The sequence below is a fragment of the Devosia sp. genome (genome assembly GCF_040509215.1).
Classification (GTDB): domain Bacteria; phylum Pseudomonadota; class Alphaproteobacteria; order Rhizobiales; family Devosiaceae; genus Devosia.
The window spans coordinates 1-12,373 of the sequence record NZ_JBEVLL010000387.1; the positions used below are offsets into that span (position 1 = coordinate 1).

The 12,373-nt window shown below is 62.6% G+C and carries 15 protein-coding genes; 6 read left to right on the plus strand and 9 right to left on the minus strand.

What is annotated here, in order from left to right:
- The coding region (gene leuS / locus ABW043_RS21615; RefSeq protein ID WP_353923260.1) for a leucine--tRNA ligase at positions 1-2,260 on the minus strand (2,260 nt) is incomplete at its 3' end.
- A gap of 140 nt (positions 2,261-2,400) precedes the next feature.
- On the opposite strand from leuS, the gene ABW043_RS21620 reads away from it, so the two are divergent.
- From ABW043_RS21620 to ABW043_RS21630, 3 genes are all read left to right on the plus strand, one after another.
- Positions 2,401-3,084 (plus strand): YggS family pyridoxal phosphate-dependent enzyme, encoded by a 684-nt coding sequence (locus ABW043_RS21620; RefSeq protein ID WP_353923261.1) that lies wholly within the window; start codon positions 2,401-2,403, stop codon positions 3,082-3,084.
- Between the two features lie 128 nt (positions 3,085-3,212).
- Positions 3,213-3,896, plus strand: coding sequence for a response regulator transcription factor (locus ABW043_RS21625; RefSeq protein ID WP_353923262.1), 684 nt, complete (start codon positions 3,213-3,215; stop codon positions 3,894-3,896).
- A 113-nt stretch (positions 3,897-4,009) separates the two neighbouring features.
- The gene (locus tag ABW043_RS21630; RefSeq protein ID WP_353923263.1) at positions 4,010-4,462 is read left to right on the plus strand and encodes a Crp/Fnr family transcriptional regulator; all 453 of its coding nucleotides are present in this window, start codon (positions 4,010-4,012) and stop codon (positions 4,460-4,462) included.
- Positions 4,463-4,566: 104 nt separating this feature from the next.
- Here ABW043_RS21630 and ABW043_RS21635 read toward each other — a convergent pair whose 3' ends face one another.
- The 4 genes from ABW043_RS21635 to rimM all read right to left on the minus strand — a co-directional run bounded on the left by ABW043_RS21635 (position 4,567) and on the right by rimM (position 7,497).
- Entirely contained in the window at positions 4,567-5,379 is an 813-nt protein-coding gene (locus ABW043_RS21635; RefSeq protein WP_353923264.1) for an exodeoxyribonuclease III, read from the minus strand.
- A 176-nt stretch (positions 5,380-5,555) separates the two neighbouring features.
- Positions 5,556-6,107, minus strand: a complete 552-nt coding sequence (gene rplS, locus ABW043_RS21640; protein WP_353923265.1) for a 50S ribosomal protein L19 — start codon at positions 6,105-6,107, stop codon at positions 5,556-5,558.
- Positions 6,108-6,277: 170 nt separating this feature from the next.
- A complete protein-coding gene (trmD, locus tag ABW043_RS21645; RefSeq protein WP_353923266.1) occupies positions 6,278-6,958 on the minus strand; it encodes a tRNA (guanosine(37)-N1)-methyltransferase TrmD in 681 nt (226 codons plus the stop codon).
- A 2-nt stretch (positions 6,959-6,960) separates the two neighbouring features.
- Positions 6,961-7,497 carry a ribosome maturation factor RimM gene (gene rimM, locus ABW043_RS21650; RefSeq protein ID WP_353923267.1) on the minus strand — a complete coding sequence of 179 codons (537 nt, stop codon included), beginning with the start codon at positions 7,495-7,497 and terminating at the stop codon, positions 6,961-6,963.
- 119 nt (positions 7,498-7,616) lie between these two features.
- Between rimM and ABW043_RS21655 the strand changes: the two genes are divergently transcribed.
- On the plus strand, positions 7,617-7,916 hold the full coding sequence (locus ABW043_RS21655) for a hypothetical protein (RefSeq protein WP_353923268.1): 300 nt from the start codon (positions 7,617-7,619) through the stop codon (positions 7,914-7,916).
- Between the two features lie 120 nt (positions 7,917-8,036).
- Here the strand turns inward: ABW043_RS21655 and ABW043_RS21660 are convergent, their stop codons facing one another.
- From ABW043_RS21660 to tsaD, 4 genes are read right to left on the minus strand one after another with little or no spacing between them, the layout of a single operon-like run.
- Positions 8,037-8,474 carry an EVE domain-containing protein gene (locus ABW043_RS21660; protein WP_353923269.1) on the minus strand — a complete coding sequence of 146 codons (438 nt, stop codon included), beginning with the start codon at positions 8,472-8,474 and terminating at the stop codon, positions 8,037-8,039.
- Positions 8,475-8,479: 5 nt separating this feature from the next.
- Entirely contained in the window at positions 8,480-8,773 is a 294-nt protein-coding gene (locus ABW043_RS21665; RefSeq protein WP_353923270.1) for a YciI family protein, read from the minus strand.
- Between the two features lie 4 nt (positions 8,774-8,777).
- Positions 8,778-9,764 carry an NAD(P)H-dependent glycerol-3-phosphate dehydrogenase gene (locus ABW043_RS21670; RefSeq protein ID WP_353923271.1) on the minus strand — a complete coding sequence of 329 codons (987 nt, stop codon included), beginning with the start codon at positions 9,762-9,764 and terminating at the stop codon, positions 8,778-8,780.
- Positions 9,754-10,812, minus strand: coding sequence for a tRNA (adenosine(37)-N6)-threonylcarbamoyltransferase complex transferase subunit TsaD (gene tsaD, locus ABW043_RS21675; protein ID WP_353923274.1), 1,059 nt, complete (start codon positions 10,810-10,812; stop codon positions 9,754-9,756). Before tsaD ends, ABW043_RS21670 begins: the two co-directional genes overlap by 11 nt.
- Before the next feature lie 97 nt (positions 10,813-10,909).
- Here tsaD and hemC point away from each other — a divergent pair, with 97 nt between their 5' ends.
- Together hemC and ABW043_RS21685 are read left to right on the plus strand one after the other, a co-directional pair.
- The gene (hemC, locus tag ABW043_RS21680; protein ID WP_353923272.1) at positions 10,910-11,848 is read left to right on the plus strand and encodes a hydroxymethylbilane synthase; all 939 of its coding nucleotides are present in this window, start codon (positions 10,910-10,912) and stop codon (positions 11,846-11,848) included.
- Between the two features lie 5 nt (positions 11,849-11,853).
- A partial coding sequence (locus ABW043_RS21685; protein ID WP_353923273.1) for a uroporphyrinogen-III synthase occupies positions 11,854-12,373 on the plus strand: 520 nt, incomplete at its 3' end.

The window sequence follows — 12,373 nt, forward strand, 5'->3', positions numbered from 1 at the left end:
CCAGATTGCTGCCGAGCACCTTGGTCAAGGCATTGGTCAGCTCATAGATCTGGGCGACGGCGCGGTTGAAACGCAGGCCTTCGATGTCATGGGCGATGCCATGAACGGAGCGATGGATGATTCGGCGCAGCGCCAGGGCGTCAGAAGCGTCGTTTGGCGAAACAGTCTCGGAAGACTGTTTCGAAATCTCGATCGCTTCATTGACGAGACGCCAAACGCGCTGCTGGAAACGGCTGGCGCCTTCGACGCCGGCTTCGGTCCATTGCACATCGCGCTCCGGTGGCGAATCCGAGAGCATGAACCAGCGAGCGGTATCGGCGCCATAGGTGCCGACGATCTCGTCGGGATCAACGACGTTCTTCTTGGATTTGCTCATCTTTTCGACCGAACCGATGGCGACGGGCGCACCGGTCTTGAGGTCGCGGGCGGTACGGGTATCGCCTGATGCTTCGATGACGATCTCGGTCGGGTTCACCCACTCGCCGGCTTCGGACTTGTAGGTTTCGTGCGTCACCATGCCCTGGGTGAAGAGGCCCTTGAAGGGTTCGCTGATGTCGACGTGACCCGTCGCCTTCATGGCGCGGGTGAAGAAGCGCGAATAGAGCAGGTGCAAAATCGCGTGCTCGACGCCGCCGATATACTGGTCGACCGGCAGCCAGCGGCTGGCGATGGCCGGCACGGTGGGCGTTTCGGCCTGGGGTGCGGTGAAGCGGGCAAAGTACCAGGACGAATCGACAAAAGTGTCCATGGTGTCGGTTTCGCGACGGGCGGAACCGCCGCATTGCGGGCAGTGTACGTGCTTCCAGGTCGGATGGTGGTCGAGCGCATTGCCAGGCTTGTCGAAGGTGACATCGTCGGGCAGGCGGACCGGCAGGTCCTTCTTGGGCACGGGGATGGTGCCGCAGACTTCGCAATGGATGACCGGGATCGGGCAGCCCCAATAGCGCTGGCGGGAAATGCCCCAATCGCGCAGGCGATAGTTCACTTCCACCTTGCCCTGCACCTTGCCGTCGACGGTCCGGGCACCAAAGTGTTCGGCGATCTTTTTCTTGGCGTCGTCGATGGAGAGGCCATCGAGGAAGCCGGAATTGAAGATGTTGCCAGCGTCAACATAGGCTTCGTTGCCGACTTCAAACGTTGCCGGGTCGGCGCCTTGCGGCAGCACGACGGGAATAACGCTCAGGCCATATTTGCGGGCGAGATCGAGGTCGCGCTGGTCGTGCGCCGGGCAGCCGAAAATGGCGCCGGTGCCGTAATCCATCAGGATGAAATTGGCCACGTACACGGGCAGCGTCTCGCCTTCGATGACTGGGTGCTTGACGCGCAGACCGGTGTCAAAGCCCTGCTTTTCGGCCTTTTCCAGCGTTTCGGTGGCCGTGCCATGGCTGTGGCATTCGGCGACGAAATCGACGAGAGCCGGATTGTTAGCAGCCAAAGCAGTCGTCAGCGGATGATCGGGCGAGAGGCCGACGAAGGACGCGCCGAAGATGGTGTCCGGGCGCGTGGTGAAGACTTCGATGCTCGTGGCATCGGTCTTGTCACTGGGAGCCAGTTCGAACAGCAGGCGCAGGCCTTCGGACTTGCCGATCCAGTTGCGCTGCATGGTGCGGACTTTTTCCGGCCATTCGGTCAGGGTGTCGAGCGCTTCGAGCAGATCTTCGGCGAAGTCGGAAATCTTGAAGAACCACTGGGTCAGCTCGCGCTGTTCGACGACGGCGCCAGAGCGCCAGCCCTTGCCGTCAATGACCTGCTCATTGGCGAGCACGGTCATGTCGACCGGGTCCCAATTGACCTTGGAGTTCTTGCGGGTGATCAAGCCCGCGGCCAGCATGTCGATGAAGAGAGCTTGCTGGTGCTGGTAATATTCGGGCGAACAGGTGGCGAATTCGCGCGTCCAGTCGATGGAGAGACCCATGGACTTGAGCTGGGCCTTCATCGCCTCGATGTTCTGGTAGGTCCAGGTGCCGGGATGGGTCTTGCGCTCGATGGCGGCGTTTTCGGCCGGCAGGCCAAAGGCGTCCCAGCCCATTGGGTGCAGCACGTTACGGCCACGGGCGCGATAATAGCGCGCCACAACGTCGCCCATGGAATAGTTGCGCACGTGGCCCATATGGATGCGCCCGGACGGGTACGGGAACATTTCTAGGACATAGTAGGGCTCGCGCGGATCGTCATTGGCGGTGACGAAGCTCTTCGCATCGTCCCAGATCTTCTGCCATTTCGGTTCGCTTTCGCGCGGATTGTAGCGTTCGCCGCTCACTTGCTCGTCCTTGAAAATTTTCTTACCGGATGCGCTGCTAGGACCTGCAAGGGCCGGTCCAGCTTGCGCTTTTCGGGGATTTTGGCTACCGGACCATCACCAGAAATCCCCCTCAAGGTCAACAGAAACGGGGCCTTCTCATGGCCGATCGCGTCAACAGCGCTCACGAGGCGCTCGACTACATTCGCAACCGCATGGAAAAGGCGCGTGATCGATTCGGCGCCCCGCCCGAAACGGTCGAACTCATTGCCGTGTCGAAGACTTTTGACGCCGAGCAAGTGCGGCCGTTTCTTGAGGCGGGGCAGCGCGTGTTCGGGGAAAATCGCGTGCAGGAGGCCAAGGAGAAATGGCCGGGCCTGCGCGAAGCTTTTCCGGATGTGGTGCTGCACCTGATCGGGCCGCTGCAGACGAACAAGGCTCGGGAAGCCGTGGCATTGTTCGATGTCATCGAGACGGTCGATCGCGAGAAACTCGCGGGTGTCCTTGCCGAGGAAATGCAGCGGGCAGACAGGCGTCTGCCGTGCTTCGTGCAGGTCAATATTGGCGGCGAGGAGCAGAAGGCGGGCATTCCGGTCGACGAGACCGTGGATTTTGTCCGGCGCTGTCGGGACGTCCATGGGCTCGATATCGTGGGGCTGATGTGTATTCCGCCCGATGGCCAGCCGGCCGGGCCGTACTTCGCTCACCTTGCGGCGCTGGGGAAGCTGACGGGTGTCGAAAACCTCTCCATGGGCATGAGCGGGGATTTCGAGACCGCCATTGCCATGGGCGCTTCGCAGGTGCGGGTTGGCTCGGCTCTGTTCGGGCGGCGCGGCCAAATCTAGGGGGCTGCAACTTTTTCCGGGGCGCAGGCGTTACTTTGAGCCGAATAACGTCGATGTGATTGGCGAGCCAAGAACAGGTCGCAATGATGTGATCTTGGTCAGCTGAATGTAAAAGACCGGAGAATGCAATGAATAAGCGACGCATCCTTGTTGTGGACGACGATGCGGATCTTCGCGAAACCCTGGTCGAGCAGCTCAAGAGCCAGCCTGAATTCGACATCATCGAAGCCGGCACCGCCAATGATGCGCTGAAAGCCTTGCGCGAGAACAATGTCGAGCTGACCATTCTCGATGTCGGCCTGCCCGATATGGATGGACGCGACGCGGTCAAGCTGATGCGCCAGGAGGGTATCAAGAGCCCCGTCCTGATGCTCACTGGGCACGATACCGAGGCTGACGAGATCAAGGGGCTCGATTCGGGCGCCAACGATTATCTCACCAAGCCATTCCGCTTTCCCGTGCTCCTCGCGCGCATCAATGCCGCGCTGCGCCAGCACGACCAGAGCGAGGACGCGGTCTTCACCATCGGCCAATATAGCTTTCAGCCGGCAGCAAAGCTGCTCGAGAGCAATGACGGCATAAAAGTGCGGCTGACGGACAAGGAAACGTCCATCCTCAAGTATCTCTATCGGCAGGGGCCGAAGACGATCACGCGCGATGTGCTGCTCAAGGAAGTCTGGGGCTACAACAACCGCGTAACCACCCATACGCTCGAGACCCATATCTATCGCCTGCGCCAGAAGATCGAGCGCGACCCCTCCAATGCACGGCTTCTGGTGACGGAAGACGGGGGATATCGCCTCGTTCCCTGATGATCCTCTTCATGGGTGTTCATTCCTGAGGAAAACTGCCCTATAGACAGATGCGTTGACCCGCCGGAAACTTTTCGGCGGGCGGGGCGCATTCGGGTCTGTGGCTGATGAGAATGGACGATGCGGCCGCCGTTCTGGGGCGGGCCGATTTCTTCATGATATGTGACGACGAGCAGCGGCGCATGCTGGGCTTTGCCAGCGATCGCCGCCATGTCGAAGCCGACGAAATCATCTACAAGGCCGGCACGGTGCCCGAGGGCGCCTATGTGCTCATCGAAGGCACGCTCAAGGCGCGCAATGAGGGCGTCGAGGCTGGCAAGCCCTATGCGTTGTCCGAGCCTGGCAGTGTGATTTCGACTATGGCGCTCATTCTCGACAAGCCACGGCCGGTGACAATCACCGCCGTCACCGATTGCGAGCTGCTTTTCGTGCCGCGCACGGCTTTTCTCAAGCTGATTCGGCAATATCCTGAGCTGGCTCAGAAAGCGGCGCAGCGGATAGAGCGGGAGCTGACCGGTTATCTCGGCGCGCTCGACCCGCTCCGGCGGAAGATGAAGTCGAAGTAGGTTTTTGTCAGTTTGCTTCAGACGATCCCCGCGAGAGCGGGGATTTTTGTTTGGGGCGCCTGACGCTGGGATTCCCGCTTTCGCGGGAATGACGCCGTTGTAGCCTATGGCCTTGCGAAGCGGGCGATGACCGGCACGTGGTCAGACGGCTTTTCGGTCCAACCGCGGGCAGGGCGGATGATTTCGGCACCGATGGATTGTTCGGCGACGTCGGCGGTGGCCCAGATGTGGTCGAGGCGGCGGCCCTTGTCGGCGGCATTCCAGTCGGCGCTGCGATAGCTCCACCAGGAATAGAGCTTTTGATCGTAGGGCACGTGCTTGCGCACGACGTCGACCCAGCCATGGCCGCCGCTCAGCAGCTCATTGAGCGCCTCGGTTTCGACCGGGGTGTGGCTGACGATTTTCAGAAGCTGCTTGTGGCTCCAGACGTCGTTCTCATGCGGTGCGATATTGAAATCGCCGGCGATGAGATGGCCGCGCTGGAAGATCGGCTCGCCGAACCAGGTCTTCAGTTCCGAGAGGAACCCCAGCTTGTGCTTGAATTTGGGATTGATCTCGGGATCGGGCTCGTCGCCGCCGGCCGGGATATAGAAATTGTGCAGCGTGAAGGGGCCATGGCCCATGTCGACCAGCGCCGAGACGTGGCGCGATTCGGGGATCTCGCAGAAGACGCGGCTCGATACGTCGGTCAGCGGGAACTTCGAGACGATGGCGACGCCGTGATAGCCCTTTTGTCCGTGCACGGCCATGTGCGGATAGCCGTTCTCGATGAAGGCATTCCGCGGGAACTGATCATTGGTGCACTTGATCTCCTGCAGCATCAAAACGTCGGGCTGATACTGGCGCAGGAAATCGAGCACCATATCGAGGCGCAGGCGAACCGAATTGATGTTCCAGGTGACGACGGAAAGGGTCATGGGGAGATCCGGATTTTTTCCAAGGCTCGGGGCCGAGGCACTTTTAGGACCAAGCCGGGCCGGGGGTAAAGCCGGAAATGGCAGGGCAGGACACACTGCTGACGGGAGCTGTCAGGGGCGCCAACAAAAAAGCCCGACCTTGCGGCCGGGCTTAAATCGTTCAAGCTGCGAAGAGCTTATTCGCTCTTGGCTTCGCCTTCAGCAGCAGCGGCCTGTTCGGCGGCTGCAGCAGCGGCTGCGGCTTCCGCGTCCTTGGCAGCCTGTTCGGCGGCAAAGGCTTCGGCGGCGGCGACCTTTTCAGCTTCGCGGGCTTCGCGAGCGGCCTGGGCAGCTTCGCGTTCGCCAGCTTCGATCTTGCGGGTACGGGCGTTGGTCGATTCGAAAATACGAGCCGACTTACCGCGACGATCACGCAGGTAGTAGAGCTTGGCGCGACGGACCTTACCGCGCTTGATCACTTCAACCGAAGCGATGTTGGGCGAGTAAAGCGGGAAAACGCGTTCCACGCCTTCGCCGTACGAAATCTTGCGCACGGTGAAGCTTTCGGTGATGCCGCCGCCGGAGCGGGCGATCACCACGCCTTCATAGGCCTGGAGACGTTCCTTGTCGCCTTCGCGAATCTTGACCCACACCTTGACGGTATCGCCATGGGTGAATTCCGGGAGTTCGCGCTTTGCAGCCTGCAGGGCAACCTGCTCGGCATTGAGCTGTTCGATAATGCTGCTCATTTTGATCCGTTCTGATCTTTTCTAGGGGTGACTAGGTCACCCGGTCTTTGTTGTGACGGAGGTTAGTCTTTTTGGTCTTGGCGCACGCCGGGTCCGATCCCGGACGCGCGAATGGGCGGCTCATAGGAGAAAACGCGCGGAGAGTCCAGCGTTTTGGGTCTTTTGGGCTCTTAGTCCTTCAGCAAATCCGGCCGACGTATCCTGGTCAGCGCCAGGGACTGCTCATGCCGCCATTTGGCGATTTTCGCATGATCACCCGAGGTGAGGACGGCAGGGATATCCGTGCCCTCAAAACTCTGCGGCCGTGTATAGTGCGGATATTCGAGCAGCCCGTTTTCAAAGCTTTCCTCGTCGCGGCTGTCCAGGGCGCCGAGAACGCCGGGGATGAGCCGGACGACGGCTTCGAGAAGGACCATGGCAGCCACTTCGCCACCGGCGAGTACATAGTCGCCTATGGAAATTTCCTCGAGGTTTCTCGACTCGATGACCCGCTGGTCGACGCCCTCGAAGCGGCCGCAGACGATGACAGCGCCGGGACCGACCGCCAGTTCATGGGCGCGGGCTTGCGTAAGAGGTTTGCCGCGGGGCGACATGAGGATGCGTGGGCGCGGATCTTCGGCGGGCGCAACCGTGTCGATGGCTTTCGCCAGAATGTCGGGCTTCAGCACCATGCCGGCGCCGCCGCCCGATGGGGTGTCGTCGACCGTGCGGTGCTTGTCTGTCGCAAAGTCGCGCAGATGGGTGGCGCGGAGTGTCCACAGCCCATCGGCCATGCCGCGACCAAGCACCGAAGCGCCGAGCGGCCCCGGAAAGAGGTCGGGGAAGAGGGTGATGATATCAGCCGAAAACATGCTCAGTCGGGCTCTTCCTCGCCCGGCTCGGCATCGAGCGGCGGGGCGATGACCAGAAAACCGTCGGCAATGCGAATGGTCGGCACGACGGCTTTGCTGAAGGGATAAAGAAAGGTGTCGCCAGAACGCGGGTCGCGCACTTCGAGAAGGTCACCGGCGCCGAAGTTAAGGAGAGCGGAGACTTCGCCGATGCTGACCCCGGTATCGAGGCGCGCGTCGAGGCCGATCAGGTCGGTGTGATAGAAATCATCCTCGTCGTCGGGATCGGGCAGACGGCTGCGATCGACAAAGAGCGAAACGCCGTTGAGCAGCTCGGCCTCGTTGCGGTCGCGAACGCCCTTCACCCGCGCCACAAGCACATTCTTGCTGAGGCGGGCCGTTTCGATGGTGATGGTCAGGCCGGGGCGGTCGGTGTCGAGCGGGCCGTAGCTGGCTATGGCCTCCGGATCGCCCGTAAACGTGGTGATGCGGACTTCGCCCTTGATGCCGTGGGCGGCGCCGATCTTGCCCATCAGAATGCGGTTCTCTGGCGCAGCCATTTTTGGTCCCTTTGTCCTTCAGATATCGCACCCTTAGCAGGGTTGCGCCTTTGCGCAAACGGCGGAACCTTGCGCGTCATCGGGGCTTTCTTCTGCCAGGTGTTCCATGGAGAAGCGTCATGCCTAAAATCCTTACCGACCGCCGCGCAATTCGCGAATGGGTAGAAGCCCGCGGTGGCAATCCCGTACTCATGGACGTGCCCGACGGCACCGGCATCCGCACGGTGCTGCAACTCACCTTTGGCCAGGATGCGCTCAATGCCGAGGGCAATGAAGGGCCGGACCGCATTGACGGCTTTCAGCTCGTGAGCTGGGAAGAGTGGTTCGTGGCGCTGGAAAAAGGTGGCCTGGCGATCGAGGTGACGGATGATCCCTCAGGCGGGAATGAGGCGGAGTTCACCTTCGTGCCGCGGGACTAGTCCAACGTTTCACGTGAATCCATATCTCAGTTTGTCGTCATTGCCGGGCTTGTCCCGGCAATCCATCTCTGGGCGGTATGGACCACCGGGACAAGCCCGGTGGTGACGACTGGGCGGAGTTCAGCTGACCCCACCCATCTTGCACAGCATCTTCCACTCGGTTTCGCTGACCTTTGACACCGAGAGCCGCGAGTATTTTACCAGCTCGAACTCGGCCAGCGCTTCGGTCGCCTTGATCTCAGCCAGGGTCACGGCTCGGGGAAATGGCTTTACCGACTGCACGTCGACGCATTCCCAGACCACTTCGCCCTTGGCGTTGAGGTCGGCGGTGGAATCGGGGTGGGCCTTGGCCACCACCTTCATGATGCCGACGATCTCCTTGCCGATATTGGAGTGGTAGAAGAAGGCCTGATCGCCCACTTCCATGGCCTTCATGTTGTTGCGCGCCGCATAATTGCGCACGCCATGCCATTCTTCGACTTCACCGCGGCCGGTCTTGGCGACGAGATCGTCGAAGGAAAACACGTCCGGCTCGGACTTCATCAGCCAGTAGGCCATGGCTTTCAGAACTCCGCGGCGGTGTTGTTGATGGCGATGCGCCAGCGCTTGACCTCGTAGCTGGCGAAAACGCCGGCCGGTACAAATGGATCGGCAGCCGCCAGGGCTTCGGCCTCGGCGAGGTTTTCCGCTTCGAAGACGACGATAGAGCCTTCGGGCTGCTCTTCGGCATTGAGGAGGGCGCCAGCAAAGACCAGCTTCTTGCCCAGCGCGTTGAGATGTTCGAGGTGCACCGGACGGGTATCGAGGCGCGTCTGCAGGGCGCCGGGCGCGTCCTTGGCGATCATGGCATAGAGCATTTTTTCAGTGTTCCCTCTTGAGCGGGCGGGACATCAGGCCCGCAACGATGGTGGCGATATCGGCGCGGCCGGCAACGAACGCGTCAACTGCATGGATGAGCGGGGCATCGACATCGAGACTGCTGGCGAGCGCGGCAGCAACCGGAGCCGTCGCCACACCCTCGGCGAGCTTGGCGCCGCCGGCCAGGATGTCCGAAGTCTTGCCACCGGCGCCGAGCGCCATGCCGAACTGATAGTTTCGCGATTGCACCGAAGTGCAGGTCAGCGTGAGGTCGCCGAGACCGGCTAGGCCGGTCAGCGTATGGGCCGAACCGCCGAGGGCATGGACCATGCGGGCCATTTCCGCGTAGCCGCGGGCGATGAGGGCCGAGCGGGCCGAGGCGCCGAGGTTGGCGCCTTCGACGGCGCCGCAGGCGAGGGCATAGACGTTCTTGAGCGCGCCGGCGATTTCGACGCCGATCCGGTCATCGGCCGCATAGGGGCGGAAGCTTGGGCCAGCGAGGGCAGTGGCGAGATCGGAAGTGGCGCTGGCGTCGTCGCCGGCCAGGGTGACGGCGGTTGGGCGGCCGGCCGCGACATCGCCGGCAAAGCTGGGGCCGGAAAGGACATAGCCGATGGCGTCGGGCGCCATGTCGGTCAGGATTTCGCTCTGCCGGGCAAGCGTGCCGGTTTCGAGACCCTTGGCGGAGAGGACGACCGGCTTGCCGGCGAGCAGGGCGGGATCAAGCGATGTAAGCAGCGTTCGCGTCGCTTGTGCCGGTACGGCGAGGATGAAGATGTCGGCGGCGACAGGTTCGATGCTGGCGGTGATGGACGGCAACAGCGTCTGGTCGGGCAGGGCGGTCTGGTTGATATGGGTGGCGTTGAGCGCCTCGACCTGATCCTGGTTGCGGAGCACCAGCGTCACACTGCGTCCGGCCATGGCCGCGGCCTGCGCCAGGGCGGTGCCCCAGGCGCCGCCACCGAGAACGGCTACCGTTTCAAGCGCCATGGCTTTTCACCTTCATGTCTTCGTCCTGCAGCGGCCAGCGCGGGCGGGCGGCAATAGCGAGGCTATCGGTGTCGTCGAGTGCCAGCCGCTCGGCACCGGCCCAGGCGATCATGGCACCATTATCGGTGCAAAGTGCGATGGGCGGCACGATGAGCTCGGCGCCGAATTCGGTGCAGGGCGTTTGCAGTGCCTCGGCAATGCGGCGATTGGCGGCAACGCCACCTGCGACCACGAGGCGAATCGGTTCGCCGGGAAACTCGGCCGCGAATTTTTGCAGGGCCTGGCGGGCGCGGAAGCCGACGATGAACGCCACGGTTTCCTGAAAACTGGCGGCGATATCGGCAACGTCCTGGTCGGTCAGCGGCGCCAGCGCCTCGGCCTGTAGGCGCACGGCCGTCTTCAAACCGGAGAAGGAAAAGTCGAGGCGTTCTTCGCGCAGGAGCGGTTTTGGAAACTTGAAGCGTTTCGGGTCGCCTTGGAGGGCAATGCGCTCAACGGCGGGGCCGCCCGGATGGCCAAGGGACAACAGCTTAGCCACCTTATCAAAGGCTTCGCCGAGGGCGTCGTCGATGGTGCCGCCCCAGCGTTCGTAATCGCCGACGCCGCGCACCAGCACGAACTGGCTGTGGCCGCCGGAGACGAGCAGCATCAGATAGGGAAATTTGACGCCATTGGTCAGCCGGGCCGTCAGCGCATGGCCTTCGAGGTGGTTGACGGCGATGAGCGGTTTATCGAGCGAGGCGGCAAGTGCCTTGGCGGTGGTGAGGCCCACGAGCACGCCACCGATGAGGCCCGGGCCAGCAGTGGCGGCCACGGCGTCGATGTCGCTGAGGGTGATGCCCGCCTCGTCGATCGCCTGCGCGATGATGTGATCGAGCCATTCGACATGGGCGCGGGCGGCGAGTTCGGGCACCACGCCACCAAAGGCGGCATGTTCGTCGAGCTGGCTGCGCACCACGTTGGAACGAATGGTCCCGCGGCCGGATTGATCCCGCATCACTATGGAGGCGGCGGTTTCATCGCAGCTTGTCTCGATACCCAGAATGATGGCTTGCGCTTGCTCGGTCACGACGAACTGGTCTACTCCCAAGAGTGAGGCGGCGCGAGGCGCCCTTCGGTTTTCGCTACACTAGGACAGAGCCAAAATGCAATCGCCAGCCCCCTTCGCCCGGATCGGAACGCGCGGCAGCCCGCTGGCGCTGGCGCAGGCGAAGCTGGTGCGGAGCCTGCTTTCGTCCGCCCATGGCGTGGCGGAAGACGATATCGAAATCGACGTGTTTTCGACCGGCGGCGATCGCAGCCAGGATGCCAATGTGCCGCTCTCGACCATTGGCGGCAAAGGGGTTTTCACCAAGGAGATCGACGAAGCCCTGCTTTCGGGCCGCGTCGATATCGGGGTGCATTCGAGCAAGGATGTGGCGACGGCGCTGCCCGAGGGCATGGCGCTGGCGGCCTTTCTCGAACGCGAAGACGTGCGCGACGCTTTTCTGTCGCTGCAGGCGTCGAGTGTCGACCACCTGCCCGAGGGCGCGAAATTCGGCACATCGTCCATTCGTCGCGCCGCACAGGCGCTACGCCTGCGGCCGGATCTCCAAATCGTGCCGTTCCGCGGCAATGTGCATACGCGGCTGCAAAAGCTCGCCGATGGGGTGGCGGATGCAACACTCCTCGCCATGGCCGGGCTCAATCGGCTGGGCGAAGCGCATCGGGCGACCAGTGTGCTCGACGCCGACAATTTCATGCCCGCGCCGGCCCAGGGTGCCATCGGGCTCGCCGTACGGAGCGGGGACCAGCGTTTCCTCGATCTGGTGGCGCCGCTTGATCATGCGCGGACCCATGCCGGGATCGCGGCCGAGCGCGCCATGCTGGCCCTGCTCGACGGATCGTGCCGCACCCCGGTTGGGGCGCTGACCGAGGGGCAGGGCGGCGCCCTTACCCTCAAGGGTGAAATCCTCAGCCTAGATGGACAGACGACGTTCCGCGCCGAGGCGAGCGGGGCCGAGCCGCAGGCCCTTGGCGAAAAGGTCGGGAAGGCGCTGCTCGATCAGGCCGGGCCCGATTGGCTCAAACAGTGGATGGCGTAAAGATCATGCGTGTACTCGTCACTCGTCCAGAGCCTGATGCCCAAGCCAGTATCGACCGGCTGGCGGCGCTCGGCATCGAGGCGGTGGCGACGTCTCTCCTGACGCGGGCGGCACTCGATTTCCACCTACCGACGCTGTCGGGTTTTGCGGCGCTGGCGGTGACCAGCACCAATGCCTTGCGGGCGCTCGACGACAAGGGCGTGCTGGCCGATCTCCAGCACCTGCCGGTCTATGCGGTGGGCGATCGCACCGCGCACGAGGCGCGCGAGCTTGGCTTTTCCGAGGTGTTCAGCGCCGGAGGAACGTTCGAGCGGCTGACGACCATGCTGGCGCTGGCGCGCATCGAGGGACCGGTGCTCTATCCCGCGGGGCGGCATCTCAGCGGCGACCTCGCCCAGGCTCTCGTCCCGCATGGGATCATGGTGGTCACGGCGACGGTCTATGACATGGTCGCCGAATCAGATTTCCCCGATGACACGCTCGTCGCGCTCGAGAGCGGTGGCTTTGATGCTGTGATGGTCTATT

Bases quoted from the DNA above. Each gene is read 5' to 3' on its own strand.
- ABW043_RS21620 (WP_353923261.1), top strand. From the start codon at position 2,401: ATGGCCGATCGCGTCAACAGCGCTCACGAGGCGCTCGACTACATTCGC.
- ABW043_RS21625 (WP_353923262.1), top strand. From the start codon at position 3,213: ATGAATAAGCGACGCATCCTTGTTGTGGACGACGATGCGGATCTTCGC.
- ABW043_RS21630 (WP_353923263.1), top strand. From the start codon at position 4,010: ATGGACGATGCGGCCGCCGTTCTGGGGCGGGCCGATTTCTTCATGATA.
- ABW043_RS21635 (WP_353923264.1), bottom strand. From the start codon at position 5,379: ATGACCCTTTCCGTCGTCACCTGGAACATCAATTCGGTTCGCCTGCGC.
- rplS (WP_353923265.1), bottom strand. From the start codon at position 6,107: ATGAGCAGCATTATCGAACAGCTCAATGCCGAGCAGGTTGCCCTGCAG.
- trmD (WP_353923266.1), bottom strand. From the start codon at position 6,958: ATGTTTTCGGCTGATATCATCACCCTCTTCCCCGACCTCTTTCCGGGG.
- rimM (WP_353923267.1), bottom strand. From the start codon at position 7,497: ATGGCTGCGCCAGAGAACCGCATTCTGATGGGCAAGATCGGCGCCGCC.
- ABW043_RS21655 (WP_353923268.1), top strand. From the start codon at position 7,617: ATGCCTAAAATCCTTACCGACCGCCGCGCAATTCGCGAATGGGTAGAA.
- ABW043_RS21660 (WP_353923269.1), bottom strand. From the start codon at position 8,474: ATGGCCTACTGGCTGATGAAGTCCGAGCCGGACGTGTTTTCCTTCGAC.
- ABW043_RS21665 (WP_353923270.1), bottom strand. From the start codon at position 8,773: ATGCTCTATGCCATGATCGCCAAGGACGCGCCCGGCGCCCTGCAGACG.
- ABW043_RS21670 (WP_353923271.1), bottom strand. From the start codon at position 9,764: ATGGCGCTTGAAACGGTAGCCGTTCTCGGTGGCGGCGCCTGGGGCACC.
- hemC (WP_353923272.1), top strand. From the start codon at position 10,910: ATGCAATCGCCAGCCCCCTTCGCCCGGATCGGAACGCGCGGCAGCCCG.